Source organism: Stenotrophomonas lactitubi, from assembly GCF_002803515.1.
GTDB lineage: Bacteria > Pseudomonadota > Gammaproteobacteria > Xanthomonadales > Xanthomonadaceae > Stenotrophomonas > Stenotrophomonas lactitubi.
The window spans coordinates 780,725-794,486 of sequence record NZ_PHQX01000001.1 but is presented as its reverse complement, the minus strand read 5'-3'; the positions used below and the strand labels follow the sequence as shown (position 1 = coordinate 794,486).

Annotated in this window: 14 protein-coding genes; 10 read left to right on the top strand and 4 right to left on the bottom strand. The window is 66.3% G+C overall.

All coding sequences use genetic code 11. The features are described from left to right. Window positions 1-2: 2 nt before the first annotated feature. The 4 genes from CR156_RS03775 (at window position 3) to map (ending at window position 2,455) form a co-directional block, all read left to right on the top strand. On the top strand, window positions 3-887 hold the full coding sequence (locus CR156_RS03775; RefSeq protein WP_100551955.1) for an arginase family protein: 885 nt from the start codon (window positions 3-5) through the stop codon (window positions 885-887). A gap of 135 nt (window positions 888-1,022) precedes the next feature. Then, a complete protein-coding gene (locus tag CR156_RS03770; RefSeq protein ID WP_100551954.1) occupies window positions 1,023-1,382 on the top strand; it encodes a bleomycin resistance protein in 360 nt (119 codons plus the stop codon). A gap of 67 nt (window positions 1,383-1,449) precedes the next feature. Continuing rightward, a complete protein-coding gene (locus CR156_RS03765; RefSeq protein WP_025873788.1) occupies window positions 1,450-1,662 on the top strand; it encodes a ParD-like family protein in 213 nt (70 codons plus the stop codon). A 10-nt stretch (window positions 1,663-1,672) separates the two neighbouring features. After that, on the top strand, window positions 1,673-2,455 hold the full coding sequence (gene map, locus CR156_RS03760; RefSeq protein ID WP_100554073.1) for a type I methionyl aminopeptidase: 783 nt from the start codon (window positions 1,673-1,675) through the stop codon (window positions 2,453-2,455). On the opposite strand, the gene CR156_RS03755 is transcribed toward map, so the two are convergent. Further along, a complete protein-coding gene (locus CR156_RS03755; protein WP_100551953.1) occupies window positions 2,452-3,066 on the bottom strand; it encodes a LysE/ArgO family amino acid transporter in 615 nt (204 codons plus the stop codon). The genes map and CR156_RS03755 overlap by 4 nt on opposite strands. 104 nt (window positions 3,067-3,170) lie before the next feature. Here CR156_RS03755 and CR156_RS03750 point away from each other — a divergent pair, with 104 nt between their 5' ends. The 5 genes from CR156_RS03750 to CR156_RS03730 all read left to right on the top strand — a co-directional run bounded on the left by CR156_RS03750 (window position 3,171) and on the right by CR156_RS03730 (window position 8,854). Next, a complete protein-coding gene (locus CR156_RS03750) occupies window positions 3,171-4,064 on the top strand; it encodes a LysR family transcriptional regulator ArgP (RefSeq protein WP_100551952.1) in 894 nt (297 codons plus the stop codon). Window positions 4,065-4,175: 111 nt separating this feature from the next. Then, a complete protein-coding gene (locus CR156_RS03745) occupies window positions 4,176-5,552 on the top strand; it encodes a TolC family protein (RefSeq protein WP_191077506.1) in 1,377 nt (458 codons plus the stop codon). Next, window positions 5,545-6,558, top strand: a complete 1,014-nt coding sequence (locus CR156_RS03740; protein WP_100551950.1) for an HlyD family secretion protein — start codon at window positions 5,545-5,547, stop codon at window positions 6,556-6,558. The genes CR156_RS03745 and CR156_RS03740 overlap by 8 nt, the downstream gene beginning before the upstream one ends. Beyond that, window positions 6,543-7,730, top strand: a complete 1,188-nt coding sequence (locus CR156_RS03735) for an ABC transporter permease (protein WP_100551949.1) — start codon at window positions 6,543-6,545, stop codon at window positions 7,728-7,730. Before CR156_RS03740 ends, CR156_RS03735 begins: the two co-directional genes overlap by 16 nt. Then, window positions 7,727-8,854 (top strand): ABC transporter permease, encoded by a 1,128-nt coding sequence (locus tag CR156_RS03730; protein WP_100551948.1) that lies wholly within the window; start codon window positions 7,727-7,729, stop codon window positions 8,852-8,854. The genes CR156_RS03735 and CR156_RS03730 overlap by 4 nt, the downstream gene beginning before the upstream one ends. Window positions 8,855-8,899: 45 nt before the next feature. Here the strand turns inward: CR156_RS03730 and CR156_RS03725 are convergent, their stop codons facing one another. From CR156_RS03725 to CR156_RS03715, 3 genes are all read right to left on the bottom strand, one after another. Then, the gene (locus CR156_RS03725) at window positions 8,900-10,216 is read right to left on the bottom strand and encodes a hypothetical protein (RefSeq protein WP_191077504.1); all 1,317 of its coding nucleotides are present in this window, start codon (window positions 10,214-10,216) and stop codon (window positions 8,900-8,902) included. 190 nt (window positions 10,217-10,406) lie between these two features. Continuing rightward, window positions 10,407-10,775, bottom strand: coding sequence for a glycine zipper 2TM domain-containing protein (locus CR156_RS03720; protein ID WP_025873797.1), 369 nt, complete (start codon window positions 10,773-10,775; stop codon window positions 10,407-10,409). 154 nt (window positions 10,776-10,929) lie between these two features. Beyond that, complete coding sequence (locus tag CR156_RS03715) at window positions 10,930-13,152, bottom strand: methyl-accepting chemotaxis protein (RefSeq protein WP_100551947.1); 2,223 nt, start codon at window positions 13,150-13,152, stop codon at window positions 10,930-10,932. A gap of 213 nt (window positions 13,153-13,365) precedes the next feature. Between CR156_RS03715 and CR156_RS03710 the strand changes: the two genes are divergently transcribed. Further along, on the top strand, window positions 13,366-13,758 hold the full coding sequence (locus tag CR156_RS03710; protein WP_100551946.1) for a barstar family protein: 393 nt from the start codon (window positions 13,366-13,368) through the stop codon (window positions 13,756-13,758). Window positions 13,759-13,762 lie beyond the last annotated feature (4 nt).

Below are 13,762 nucleotides of genomic sequence, written 5' to 3'. Positions count from 1 at the left end.
CGATGCAGCTGCGTCCCCCGCTGATCCTCGACCTCGATGGTGGCGTACTGCCGTTGCCGCAGGCACGCACGCTCGCGCTGCAGCACTGGCATGACCCGCTGCGTTTTGCCTGCCGCAACACCACGCTGTCGCGCTTCGCCAATGACGTTCTGTTGCCGTTGCCGGCACAACTCGGCACGGTGATGCTCGGCAGCGGCGACTTCCACCATCTCAGCCTGCCACTGCTGCAGCGCCTGCACACGCGCGCCCCGTTCCAGCTGGTGGTGCTGGACAACCATCCGGACAACATGCGCTTTCCCTTCGGCATGCACTGCGGTTCCTGGGTGAATGCCGCCGCTGCGCTGCCGCAGGTATCGCATGTGCATGTACTGGGCATCACCTCGACCGATATCGGCGTGGGCCACGCGTGGGAGAACCACTGGCGGCCCTTGCTGGGGCGACGGCTGACCTATTGGTGCATGGACGTGGATGTGGGCTGGGCCAGCCGCATGGGCATGGCAGGCGCCTTCCGTCGCTTCGAACATCCCGAGGCGCTGGTTGCCGCGTTCGCCGCCGAACAGGCGCAGGCGCCGCGGCCCACCTATCTGTCGATCGACAAGGACGTGTTCGCTGAAGAGGTAGCGCGCAGCAACTGGGACCAGGGCCGCTTCCAGCTTGAACATGCGCTGATGGTGATCGAGGCGCTGCGCACCGGTGGACTGGTGGGCAGCGACATCACCGGCGAGGTGTCGCTGCCCAGCTACCAGAGCCGTTTCAAGCGCTGGTTGTCGTCGCTGGATGCCCAGCCAGACATCAGCGCCGATGATCTGCCGGCATGGCAGCAGCAGCACCAGCAGGTGAACCGCGAACTGCTGGCGGCGATGGCCGCAGTACCGACTGCCTGCTGAGCGCTTTTTTGTAGAGCCGAGCCATGCTCGGCTGCTGTTCGCGGTCCCCTGAGTCGAGCATGGCTCGACTGTACAAATGGCGATAGCCGAGCATGGCTCGGCACTACACTGGACTCCCGCCCCGGAGCCGCCGTCATGCCCCAGACCGTCATCCCGCAGCTGCGCATGCGCCATGCCGATACCAGCCTGCCGTTCTACGTACAGGGCCTGGGCTTCCTCATCGACTGGGAGCACCGCTTCGAACCCGGCTTCCCGCTGTTCGCCCAGCTCACCCGCGAGGGCCAGACGATCTTCCTGACCGAACACACCGGCGACTGCGAAGTGGGCGGCGCGGTGTATTTCATCGTCAACGACGTCGATGCCCTGCATCGTGCTTTCAGCGCTGCGGGGGTACCCATCGAGCAGCCGCCACACGATACGGACTGGGGAAGCCGCGAAATGCTGATCGTCGATCCGGACGGCAACCGCCTGCGCTTCGCCACGGATGCTGGCTGAATGCCACGGGCTTGAGAGGTGATATACGTTTCGTATACGCTTCGTATATTCCCTGTCGAGAACTCCCATGGGCATCGTCAACATCGATGACACCCTGCACGACCAGCTGCGCCGTGCCTGCACCGTCTCCAACCGCTCGATCAATGCCCAGGCCACGTTCTGGATCCGGGTCGGCATGCTGTGCGAGATGAACCCGACCCTGAGCTTCCAGGACGTCGTCGCCAGCGAACTGCGCGCCGCCGGCGTGCAGCCGCAGCTGCTTGCGCCCGGGCGGGCCTGAGCCGATGGCCATGATCAAGCGCCCCGACGAGATCGACCGCCTGGCCGAGTCCGGACGACTGCTGGCGCAGGTCTTCGCGATGCTTGACGCGCTGCCGCTGCAGGGCCGCAGCACGCTGGAGATCAACGACATCGTCGAACGCATGATCGTCGACGACCTGCAGGCACGGCCCGCCAGCAAAGGGCAGTACGGGTTCCCGTACGTGCTCAATGCCTCGATCGACAACGTCATCTGCCACGGCATGCCGTCGGCCGACGATGTGCTGCGCAATGGCCAGATCGTCAACCTCGACATCACGCTGGAGAAGCACGGCTACATCGCCGATTCCAGCACCACGTATCTGGTGGGTGAAGTCGACTACGCCGCGCGCAAGCTGGTGCAGGTGACCTACCAGGCCATGTGGAAGGGCATCGCCGCTGTGCGGCCAGGCGCGCGCCTGGGCGACATCGGCCACGCCATCGCCCGCCATGCCCGCAGCCACGGCTACAGCGTGGTCAAGGAATACTGCGGCCACGGTATCGGCCAGGAAATGCACGAGGAGCCACAGATCCTGCACTACGGCCATGCCGGCACCGGCATGGAACTGCAGGAAGGCATGGTGTTCACCATCGAGCCGATGCTCAACCAGGGCAAGCCTGCGATCCGCCAGCAGCCCGACGAATGGCCGGTGTACACCCGCGACGGCAAGCTGTCAGCGCAGTTCGAGCACACCGTAGCCGTGACCCGTACCGGTGTGCGCGTGCTGACCCTGCGCCCCGATGAAACCCCGTTGTGCGCAGTGGACGCGGCCTAGAGCGGACGCAGCAGCAACAGCAGCGCAAGGCACAGCATGAAGGCCGACACGCCTGCATCCAGCACCCGCCACGCTGCCGCGTTGCGGAACACCGGCTGCAGCAACCGGGCGCCGAATCCCAGCCCGCAGAACCAGAGCACGCTGGCCACGCAGGCGCCCGCCGCGAACGCCCAGCGCAGCTCACCCGGATAGCGCGTGGACAGGCTGCCCAGCAACACCATCGTATCCAGGTAGACGTGCGGGTTGAGCAGGGTGAAGGCCAGGCAGGCCAGCAGCACCTGCCGCCGGCTGCCACCACTGGCATCGGCCGCGGCCAGCGCGCTGCCACCTCGCCATGCGCGCAGCCCGGCCTGCAGGCCATAGCACAGCAGGAAGGCGGCCCCGCCGAAGCGCAGCACCTGCAACAGCAGCGGCCATTGCAGCACCAGTGCACCCATGCCGCCCACGCCAGCCAGGATCAGCGCGATGTCCGCGCCCATGCAGGCCAGCACCACCATGCCCACGTAGCGACGCTGCAGCCCCTGCCGCAGCACGAAGGCGTTCTGCGCACCGATGGCGATGATCAGGCCAGCACCCGCAAACAGGCCAGCCAAGGCCGCAGCAATCCACATCCGACGCTCTCCACCGTGAAAGGAGGCGCAGGGTGCGACCAACGGACCCGTTAAGGCCAGCTGGTTTTTCTTTATCCTGTGCAGAAAAACTGAAGAGGCATCGCGTGGACCTGGTACATCCGCAGTTGAGCGCCTTCACCGCGGTGCTCGAAGAAGGCAGCTTCGAGGCCGCCGCACGCCGCCTGTCGATCAGCCCGTCGGCGTTGTCGCAACGGATCAAGGCGCTTGAGGACCGGCTGGGCCAGGTGCTGGTGGTGCGGCAGGCGCCGTGCCGGCCTACCGCTGCCGGTGAAGTGCTGCTGCGGCGGGTGCGGCCGATGCAGGCCCTGCAGGCCGAAGCGCTGGCCGAACTGCTGCCGGAACGCGGCAGCGATGCCACCCGCACGCCGATCCCGCTGGCGGTCAACGACGATTCGCTGGATACCTGGTTCGTCGCCGCCATCGCAGAGCTGCACCAGCGCCACGGCTACCTGTTCGACCTGCACATGGACGACCAGGACCACACCCTGGAACTGCTGCGCAACGGCAGCGTGCTGGGCGCGGTCACCGCCGAACGCAACCCCCTGAAGGGCTGCAACGTGCATCCGCTGGGCGCGATGCGTTACCACGCCATCGCCTCACCGGTCTTTGCGCGGCGCCACTTCAGCAAGGGCATGCAGGCCGACGCGTTGGCGTCGGCGCCGATGATCGTGTTCAACCGCAAGGATGAACTGCAATGGCGCTTCCTGCGCAGGCTGACCCGTGCACGCCTGCAACCGCCCGTCCACTACCTGCCCTCCTCCACCGGCTTCGTCGATGCTGCCGCGCGTGGACTCGGCTGGTGCCTTGCTCCGGAGGCCCTGGTTACGCCAGCGGTACAGGCCGGGCAGGTGGTGGTGCTGGAAGCTCGTCGCTGGCTCGACGTACCCTTGTTCTGGCAGCATGCCGCCGTGCGTTCGAGCACGCTGCAGCACATCACCCAGGCGCTGCGCACCGCCGCTGGCAACACCTTACGTTGAAAAGAGCATGATCCAGACCACCGCAGACCCCGGCTTCACGCGCGGACCACTACCGTTTGCCCACTTCTTCACTACAGGAACGGCATGCGCCTGAGCTGCCCACGGACAAGGATGCACCGCGCGCTCGGCGCTGCCGGCCTGGCCTTGCTGGCAAGCCTGCCGCTGGCCGCAGCGGCACAGACCAGCGCGCCTCCAGCGCTGGAATGGGAACAGGCGCGGCAGCGGCTGGAACAGGTCTCCGACGCACTGGCCGCTGCTGATGCCGGCGTGCGCAACAAGGAAGAACTGCAGGAAGCCACCCGCCTGCTGCGCCTGCCGGAGATCACCGGCGAAGTGCGCCGGCTGCAGTTCCAGAAGACCCTGACCCTGCCGCTGGGCTCACTGGCACCGGTGGCCGAGGCCTATGGCATCGACTCGCCGCTGTCGTTCACCGAACGCGACTGGCGCACGCGGCCGGTGGTCACCGCCGTGCTGCCGCTGTACACCGGCGGCCTGATTCCCGCCGCGCAGCGTGCTGCCGGCGCGGCCAGCGAACAGGCCAGCGCCGAGCGCGAAGCGCAGCGACAGTCACTGACCGTGCAGCTGGCCCAGGCCTACTTTGGCCAGCGCCTGGCCGAGCAGGCTGTAGTCGTGCGGCGCGATGTGCGCGATGGCCTCAATCGCCACCTGTCGGATGCCGAAAAGCTGGAACGCGAAGGCTTCGCCACCCGAGCGCAGCGCCTGCAGGCCACCGTCGCCCGCGACAAGGCCGAGCGCGAATACCAGAAGACCCTCAATGATCTGGCCACGCTGAAGGCTGCGCTGGCGACCCTGCTGCGCAGCGGCGGCGATGTGCAGCCATTGTCTCCGCTGTTCGTGCAGCGCACCGCGCTGGAACCGGTCACCAGCTTCGAGCGCACCGCGCAGGCACGGCAGCCGCAGATCGCGCGCCTGCGGGCGATCGTCGCGCAGGCCGAACAGGGCGTGCGCGTGCAGCAGGCCAAGCTCAAGCCAACGATATTCCTGTTCGGCCAGTACGACTTCCGGCGCCGCGACGAAATGCTGACCGATCCGGACTGGGCGTTCGGCATCGGCCTGAAGTACACCTTCCTGTCGCCGAACTCGCGACCGGCACAGATCAGCGCCGCACGCGCGCAGCAGGAGCAGGCCGAGGCAGGCCTGCGCGAGGCCGAGAACCAGGTGGCACTGGGTGTGCGCAAGGCCTGGAACGAGCTGGAAACCGCGCGACAGCAGTTCGTGCTGCTGGACAGCAGCATCGCCCAGGCCGACGAGAACCTGCGCCTGCAGGAGCTGGCGTTCCGCGAAGGCCAGGCCACCTCGCTGGACGTGATCGATGCGCGGCTCGGCCTCGGCGGCGCCCGCGTCGAACGTGCGCAGGCGGCCTACCAATACGATATCGCCTTGGCGCAGTTGCTCGAGGTGAGTGGACAGATGGACCGCTTCGAAGACTATCGGCGGCGTGCAGACGAGGTGATCGATCATGAGTGATGTGTTGCACGACGAAGCAACGACGCCCCCGGGCAAGCGCCGGCTGGGGCCGATTCTGCTGGTGGTGCTGCTGGTGGCGGTGGTGCTGGGCCTGTGGCTGGCCTGGCGCAGCCCCGCCGACCAGATCCAGGGCATGGCCGACGCCGACACCCTCAACGTGTCGGCCAAGATCACGGCGCGCGTGGCCGAACTGAAGGTGCGCGAGGGCGATCGCGTGCAGGCTGGACAGGTGCTGTTCCTGCTCGACAGCCCCGAAGTCGCGGCCAAGGAACAGCAGGCGCACGGCGCGCTGGCCGCGGCGCAGGCGGTGGCCGACAAAGCCAACGACGGCGCACGCAGCGAAGACATCCGCGCGGCCGAAGCCAACTGGAAGCGCGCCGAAGCCGGTGCCACCCTCGCCGAAGCCACCTACCGGCGCGTGCAGAACCTGTTCAACGAAGGGGTGATGACCCGGCAGAAGCGCGACGAAGCCGCTGCCCAGGCCACCAGCTCACGCGAACTGGCCCGTGCCGCCCGCGCCCAGTACGACATGGCGTTGGCCGGTGCGCGCGAGCAGGACAAGCGTGCCGCACAGGGCCAGGTGCAGCAGGCGCAGGGCGCGGTGGCGGAAGTCAACGCCGCGCGCGTTGAAGTGGAAGGTCGCGCACCGCTGGCCGGTGAAATCAACAAGCGCATGGCCGACCCGGGCGAACTGGTACCGGCCGGCTACCCGGTGTTCACCCTGGTCGATATCGACCGCATGTGGGTGTCGATGAACCTGCGCGAATCGCAGATGCAGGGCCTGAAGGTCGGCAGCAAGCTGCGTGGCAGCGTGCCGGCGCTCGGCAAGGACGACGAGTTCGAGGTCTATTTCATCAATCCCGCGGGCGACTACGCTACCTGGCGTACGACCCGTCAGTCATCGGGCTATGACGTGCGCAGCTTCGAAGTGCGGGTGCGCCCGGTACGCCGCATCGAGGGCTTCCGCCCCGGCATGAGCGTGCTGTTCGCATGGCCGCAGCACTGAATACCGACCGCGGTGGCTTCGGCGGCTCATGGCAGCGCGAACTGCGCCGGTTGCGCAGCAGCCGTGCAGACCTGGCGCTGGTCACCGTGCTGCCACTGTTGATGCTGGTGGTGATGGCCTGGATGTTCTCCGCATCGGTGATGCGCGATGTGCCGATTGCCGTGGTCGACCTGGACCACAGCAGCGACAGCCGCCTGCTGCTGCGCATGCTGGATGCCAGCCCCGGTGTGCGCGTCGCCAGCCAACCGGCAGGCATGGAGGAGGCACGTGGGCAGCTGCGCCGGCTGGAAGTGTTCGCGGTGGTGCTGGTACCGCGCGATGTGACCCGCCAGGCGTTGCGCGGCCAGCAAGGCACGGTGTTTTCCTATTACAACGCCACCTACATGACCACCGGCCAGTCCGCCGCGCGGGATATCGGCGACGCGGTATCGGCGTGGAACGCGCGCCTGCTGCGCGAACGCATCGGCCTGCAGGTCGGGCCGGGCAAGCTGCGTGCCGCGCCCATCGCGGTGCAGTCGGACATCCTGTTCAATCCGGCGCGCAGCTACGAGCTGTTCCTGCTGCCGCTGATCTTCCCGGCGGTACTGTCGCTGGTACTGGCGCTGGCGGTGGCCGGCAGCCTCGGCCGCGAAATCCGCGACGGCACCCTGCCCGCCTGGCTGGGCCACGCGCCGTGGTCGACCATTGCCGGCAAGGTGCTGCCCTACGTCCTGCTGTTCTCGTTGTACGGCGCGCTGGGCGCGGCCTACCTGGCCTGGCTGCGCGGCGACGGCATCGCCGGCAGTGTGGTTCTGCTACTGCTCGCACAGCCGCTGTTCTACCTGGCCACCGCGGCCTATGCACTGTTCTTCGTCGGCGTTACCCGCGACATGGGCACGGCCCTGTCCGCCGTGGGCCTGAGCATCGGCACCGCGCTGGCCTTTTCCAGCGCTACGTTCCCGGTGATCGACGCGCCGTTGTTCACCCGCGTCTGGCATCTGCTGCTGCCGCTCAGCGCCTACATCAAGCTGCAGACCCAGCAGCAGTTCATCGGCTCGCCACTGGTGGTGTCGCTGTGGCCGCTGGCCACGCTGCTGCTGATGATCGCGGTTGCCGGCGGCATCGGCGGCTGGCGCCTGCTGGCGTTCGCGCGCACCCCGCAGGCAGCGCAGCCCGCCGGGGCTGGCGCATGAGCAGGATCTGGCACAGCCTGCGGCAAACCCTCCTGGCCGTGCTCTGCGACCGCTATGCGATCGTGGTGATGGTCGGCGCGGTGATCCTGTACTCGTTCTTCTACCCCGCCGCCTATCGCCACCAGGTAGCCGGCAACCTGCCCGTGCTGGTGGTCGATGAAGACCACAGCGCGACCAGCCGCGAACTGCTGCGCAAGCTCGATTCGCTGCGCGTGGCCCATGTGGTCGGACAACCGGCCGACCTGCAGGACGCGCGTGCACAGCTGGAGGCAGGTCATGCCGAAGGCATCGTGCTGATTCCGGCCAACCTGGAGCGCGACATCCTGCGTGGTCATCCGGCCAAGATAGTGCTGCTCGGCAACGGCGCCTATCTCGGTCGCGCCAGCTGGGTGCTGGGCAGCGTGGCTGATGCACTGGGCGCGTTCGGCCGCGAAGCGGCAGTCACCCAGGCCGCGTTCATGGGCGCGCCACAGGCACCACCGGTCACCCTCGTGCAACGGCCGCTGTACAACACGCAGGAAGGCTACGGCAGCGCGATCGTGCCCGGCGTGGCCGAACTGATCGTGCACCAGACGCTGCTGATGGGCATCGGCGTGCTGCTAGGCGGTCGCCGTCTGGTGCTGGGCCGGCGCCTGCAGTTCGACCTGCCCACCCTGACCGGCATGGCGCTCGGCTTCGGCCTGATCGGGCTGTTCGGGCTGTTCTGGTACGCCGGCTTCACCGCCTGGGTGCAGGACTATCCGCGTGGTGGCAACCCGCTCGGGCAACTGCTGGGCGGTACGCTGTTCATCGCTGCCACGGTAGCGTTCGGCCTGTTCGTCGGCAGCTTCTTCCGCACCCGCGAACGCGCCTTCCAGTACATCATCGCCACCTCCATCCCGCTGTTCTTCCTGGCCAGCCTTTCCTGGCCGGCGGTGATGACCCCGCGCCCGCTGGTGTGGCTGGCGCAGCTGCTGCCGACCACCTCCGGCATCAACCTGATGGTGCGCCTGAACCAGATGGACGCCAGCCTGGCCGAGGTCAGCCACGAGCTGATCACCCTGACCGCCCTGCTGGTGCTGTACAGCGCCCTCGCCCTCTGGCGCCTCCACAGCAAAAAGGGGACGGAGGGGATTAAGTCGTAATCGGCACGAAGGGGAAGAAAGCGACTTGATCCCCTGCGTCCCCTTTTACGGCTCTGGTGCGTACCAGAACGGGATGCTGTACTCGCGACGGCGGCTGGGGCCACGTTCGCCGCCGTCGGCGTTCCAGACCAGTCGCAGGTCATGCCGGCCCGGCTTCAGATCCGCCATCGGCAGGTAGCCCACCAGCCCGCGCATGTCGAGGTCGCGGCGCTCCATCGGCACGAAATCATGCAGGTCGACCTTGCCGCCATCGAGCTGCACCGTCCACAGCAGCGCCATGCAGTTCACCGCTGCCGTCGCCGCCTGTGCACCCTGCGCTTCGTTGCGGGCACCGCCCGCACAGCGCTGCCGTGCCACCGGATTGTCACGCTGCGGACGGTGCGGAATGAACAGCCGCAACCGCGATGCACTGATGGTATCGGCCGGAATCATCGGATAGGGCAGCAGCTGGTCATGCGCCGAGCGCAGCGATTCGTAGTGCGCGCCCAGCATGCCGTGGTCCACGGCTTCCTCAGTCAGCACGCTGTAGCGGTTGAACGGCGAGAACTTCATCGAGCCGTACACCTGCAGGGCGGCGAGCACCATCGCCAGCATCACCGCCGACAGGTAGATCACGGTGAACGAGCGACCGCGCAGGTTGCTCTGCAGGGTCCACTGCATGGTCTGCAGCAGGCGCAGCATCGGCACCCGCTGCAGGCCAGCCAGCACCGACTGCAGCCGCTTCTCCTGCCGTGCGGTGTCCAGCCCCCGCGTGCGACGCCGCGCGATCGACTTCTCCAGCAGCATCGGCACCATCGCCAGACCGAGCAGGCCGACCATCAGCACCGCGACGATTCCCAGCGTGATGCGATCAACATCGCCGAAGGCGGCACCGATGGCCATCGCCACACCGAGCGAGACAATCGCCACCACCAGGGTGCCGGCCAGGGTCTGCACGCACAGCAGCGTGGTCGAGAACAGCATCGTGGCAAGCCGGTCTGCACGTTCGATGGTGCCGTCGAGCCCACCGTCGCGTTGCTGCAGGAATGCTCGTGAGAACGGCCCCAGCATCGTCAGCCGATCCCAGTCGATGCCGTTGGGGAAGTGCGATTTCAGGCCGATCAGGCCGATCCAGTAGCCACGCACCGCCAAGTGGATGATCAAGGCCACCGCCAGCACGTAGCACATGCCGACGCCGATGCTGAAGGCGAACCACAACGCCTGGAAATAGACCCCTTCGGTATGCAGGCTGCTGCGCGCCCACGCGTCGAACAGGTAGCCCGGCACGGCCAGCAGTGCGAAGGCGAGCAGGCCGGAAATGAACAGCTCCAGCTCGTCGGTGCGGTCGCGCACGCGGGAGTAGCTGGCTGTCGTGCGAGGCATTGCATCAGCAACAACCGACGGTTCCCGACCGTCTACAGCACTCGACTCGTTCACTGGCGATTCATCCCTGGAGGTCGGCGCAGTATAGGCATGCGCCCTGCTCCGCGGAACGGGACCGGAAACGAAGAACGCCGGCACAGGGCCGGCGTTCGGGGTACAGCAGTGTGGAAGGGGTTATCGCAGGGATGGATCAGCGGTAGACGCGCTCACAACGACGCTCGACCACGCGATCACCAGTCTTCTGCTGATGGTTGCCCTGAATCTGCCGGCCGGCTGCGCCGCCCGCTACAGCGCCGGCAACCGTTGCCAGCTTCTTGCCGTTGCCGCCGCCTACCTGGTTGCCCAGCAAACCACCAACCACGGCGCCGGTGGCGGTACCGGTGATGCGGTTGGGATCGCGGGTATTGCGCTGCACTTCCACGTTCTTGCAGACCACGCGGCTGCCATCGTTGAACTTGCGGCCTTCATCACGCGGGCCGTAATTCTGTGCGCCAGCAACGGACGAGGCTGCCAGCAGGGTGCCCAGCACCATCAATCGGGTCGAGGTCTTCATGGCCATCTCCTGTGCTCCGGTATGGCGCAAGTGTCTGCCTGCGGGTGGCAACTGCAGGTGAAATCCAGGTGTCCGTAGGCTGAGCGGCCATCATCGGTTCAGGAAACAAAAATGCGCCCATCGCGACCAGCATCGCGATGGGCGCCGTCTCCCACCCGGCTTAGAACTCTTCCCACCCACCCGTGTTGGCGGCGAGCGAGGGCGCGATGCGCGGCGGCACGCCGGTCACGCGACGCACCGGCGGCACACTTGCAGCGACCGCTGCCAACATCGGACGGACTGCCGCCGCCGCCACCGAAGCCCCGGTGCGGAACACCGATACCGCTTCGGCCAGCAGGTTGGCCTGTTCCTCCATCGAACGTGCTGCAGCGCTGGCCTCTTCCACCAGCGCAGCATTCTGCTGGGTGGTTTCGTCCATCTGCATCACGGTCTGGTTGACCTGCTCGATACCCGAGCTCTGCTCCTGCGAAGCCGCCGAGATCTCGGCCATGATGTCGGTCACCCGCTGCACCGAGGCGACGATCTCGCCCATCGTGGTGCCGGCCTGACGCACCAGCGCCGAGCCGTCGGATACCTTGCCCACCGACTCTTCGATCAGGCCCTTGATCTCCTTGGCGGCGCCAGCCGAGCGCTGCGCCAGCGTGCGCACCTCACTGGCCACCACGGCGAAGCCCCTGCCCTGCTCGCCCGCGCGCGCCGCTTCCACCGCGGCGTTGAGCGCCAGGATGTTGGTCTGGAAGGCGATGCCATCAATCACACTGATGATCTCGGCGATCTTCTTCGACGACGCTTCGATGGCGCTCATGGTGGTCACCACCTGACCGACCACCTCGCCGCCCTGCGAGGCCACCCCATGTGCACCGATCGCCAGCTGATTGGCCTGGCGCGCGTGTTCGGCGTTCTGCTTCACCGTGGAGGTCAGTTCCTCCATCGACGCTGCCGTCTCTTCCAGGTTGGCCGCCTGCTGCTCGGTACGCCGCGACAGATCGGTATTGCCCGAGGCGATTTCCCCCGCTGCCAGATTGATGCTGGATGCACTGGTCTGGATGCGGCCGACGATCTGGATCAGCTGTTCGACGGTGGCATTGCAGTCGTCGCGCATGCGCGCGAAGACACCGTGGAAATCGCCCTGCATGCGTACGGTCAAATCGCCGCGCGAGATCGCCTGCAGCAGGCTCGACACCTGCACCAGATTCTCATCGGTGGTCTGCATCAACCGGTTCAACCCGGTCACCATCTCGCCGAAATCGTGCTCGAAGCGAGTTTCGTCGCCACGCAGGCTGAAGTCGCCGGCGGCCGCGGCTGTGGCCAGCCGGCGGATCTCGCCGTTGATGGCCGACAGGCTGGACTTGGTCTCATCCATGGCCTGGGTGATCGCCGCCTTCTCGCCCGGCAGGCGATCCATGTCCACCGACAGGTCGCCACGTGCGTAGTGCTTCATCACTTCGATCAGGCGGTTCTGCACCTGCACGTGCGAACCCACCAGCGCGTTGGTGTCATGCACCATCCGCCCGTAATCGCCGGGGAAGGTACTCTCGTCCATGCGGTAGCTCAGGCTGCCGTCATCATGCTGCCGCGCCATCTCGCCCTGCGCCGTCATCACCGCCTGCAGCTGCCCCTGCATGCGCTGCATGGATTTCAGCAACTGGGTCACCTCGTCGTTGCCCGAGGCATCGATGACGTTGTCCAAGCGACCGTTGGCAATGCCATCGGCCAGCTTCACCGCGCCCGCCAAGGGCCGGGTCAGACTGCGGGTGATCGCCCACGCAGCCAGTGCACCGAGGATCAGGCTGAGCACACCGAAGGCGATGGACAGTGTTCCCGTCCACGCTTCCGTGGCGCGGTACTCCTCACGGCTGCGTTCGGTCAGGGCTTCCTGGTGCCGCAGCAGGCTGGAGATCGCTCCATTCCAGGCGGTGGCCAGACCGTGTTCGGCCAGCAGTTCGGTGGCCGCACCGTCGTAGTCGCCCGCCTTCATCCGTTCGTGCAGCTGCCGGGTGGAGGCGTCGGTGGCCTTGCGTGCCGCCGCGATCTGCGCCACCAGCGTATCGCCGGTGGCATCGCGGGGAATCGTGATGTACTTGTCCCAGATGCCGTCGTAGGTGCGGCTCAGTTCCTGCGCCCGCTGGTAATCCCTGTCGAACTCCTCGCCGCGCTTGATCACCATCAGGCGACGATGCATCAGCACCGCGTTGTTGGTATCAAGCATGTCGTTCAACAACCGCATCTTGACCATGTTCACGCCCACCACTTTCTCGAACTGGGCGGACTTCAGATGGTTTCCGTACAACACCAGGCCGACGATGGCCATGATGAACAGCAACAGCAGACCGAAGCCGGCAGAAAGCCGGGATCCCACACGGAGGTTGCGTAAGGCGAGCATCTCAATTCCCTTGATCGTGGCCCTATATCGGTGACGGCACGATCCGGGGAAACTTTAAATACATTTACTGAAACAACGCCTCATTAACATAAATGCATTCAAGTAGAGCCCTTTCCTTATTCCTCCCCATTTTCCACTGAAGGCAGGGCGGGAATGCATAACGCAGATGAATAAGCCGCGCGCTCTTTGGCCGCGCAACGCTATAGTCGGCAGATGAACGTATTCCTGCAGATCAACGGCACCGTCATCGTTGATATCCCAAGTTTCTACGCAGAAATCAACCGTGTATTCATGGCTGGCGAAGACTGGCAGCTCGGGCCCAGCCTCGATGCATTGGACGATCTGCTGTACGGCGGTTATGGCGCACTGGCCGGGCACAAAACGGCCACGGTGGTCTGGCGCGATATCGACTGCAGCCGCGATGCACTGGGAGTGGAGGCCACGCGTGCGTGGCTGCAAGACAAGCTGCGGCAACCGGGTACGTTCAATGCCGAAGCCATCGGCCGCCAGCTGGACGCCCTGCAGCGCGGCGATGGGCAGACCTACTTTGACATCGTGATGGATATCTTCGCCAGCCACCCGAATATCAATCTGCAACGTGCCTGAGGCA

Bases quoted from the DNA above. Each gene is read 5' to 3' on its own strand.
- CR156_RS03745 (WP_191077506.1), top strand. From the start codon at position 4,176: ATGCACCGCGCGCTCGGCGCTGCCGGCCTGGCCTTGCTGGCAAGCCTG.
- CR156_RS03730 (WP_100551948.1), top strand. From the start codon at position 7,727: ATGAGCAGGATCTGGCACAGCCTGCGGCAAACCCTCCTGGCCGTGCTC.
- CR156_RS03775 (WP_100551955.1), top strand. From the start codon at position 3: ATGCAGCTGCGTCCCCCGCTGATCCTCGACCTCGATGGTGGCGTACTG.
- CR156_RS03715 (WP_100551947.1), bottom strand. From the start codon at position 13,152: ATGCTCGCCTTACGCAACCTCCGTGTGGGATCCCGGCTTTCTGCCGGC.
- CR156_RS03770 (WP_100551954.1), top strand. From the start codon at position 1,023: ATGCCCCAGACCGTCATCCCGCAGCTGCGCATGCGCCATGCCGATACC.
- CR156_RS03725 (WP_191077504.1), bottom strand. From the start codon at position 10,216: ATGCCTCGCACGACAGCCAGCTACTCCCGCGTGCGCGACCGCACCGAC.
- CR156_RS03755 (WP_100551953.1), bottom strand. From the start codon at position 3,066: ATGTGGATTGCTGCGGCCTTGGCTGGCCTGTTTGCGGGTGCTGGCCTG.
- CR156_RS03765 (WP_025873788.1), top strand. From the start codon at position 1,450: ATGGGCATCGTCAACATCGATGACACCCTGCACGACCAGCTGCGCCGT.
- CR156_RS03740 (WP_100551950.1), top strand. From the start codon at position 5,545: ATGAGTGATGTGTTGCACGACGAAGCAACGACGCCCCCGGGCAAGCGC.
- CR156_RS03710 (WP_100551946.1), top strand. From the start codon at position 13,366: ATGAACGTATTCCTGCAGATCAACGGCACCGTCATCGTTGATATCCCA.
- map (WP_100554073.1), top strand. From the start codon at position 1,673: ATGATCAAGCGCCCCGACGAGATCGACCGCCTGGCCGAGTCCGGACGA.
- CR156_RS03720 (WP_025873797.1), bottom strand. From the start codon at position 10,775: ATGGCCATGAAGACCTCGACCCGATTGATGGTGCTGGGCACCCTGCTG.
- CR156_RS03735 (WP_100551949.1), top strand. From the start codon at position 6,543: ATGGCCGCAGCACTGAATACCGACCGCGGTGGCTTCGGCGGCTCATGG.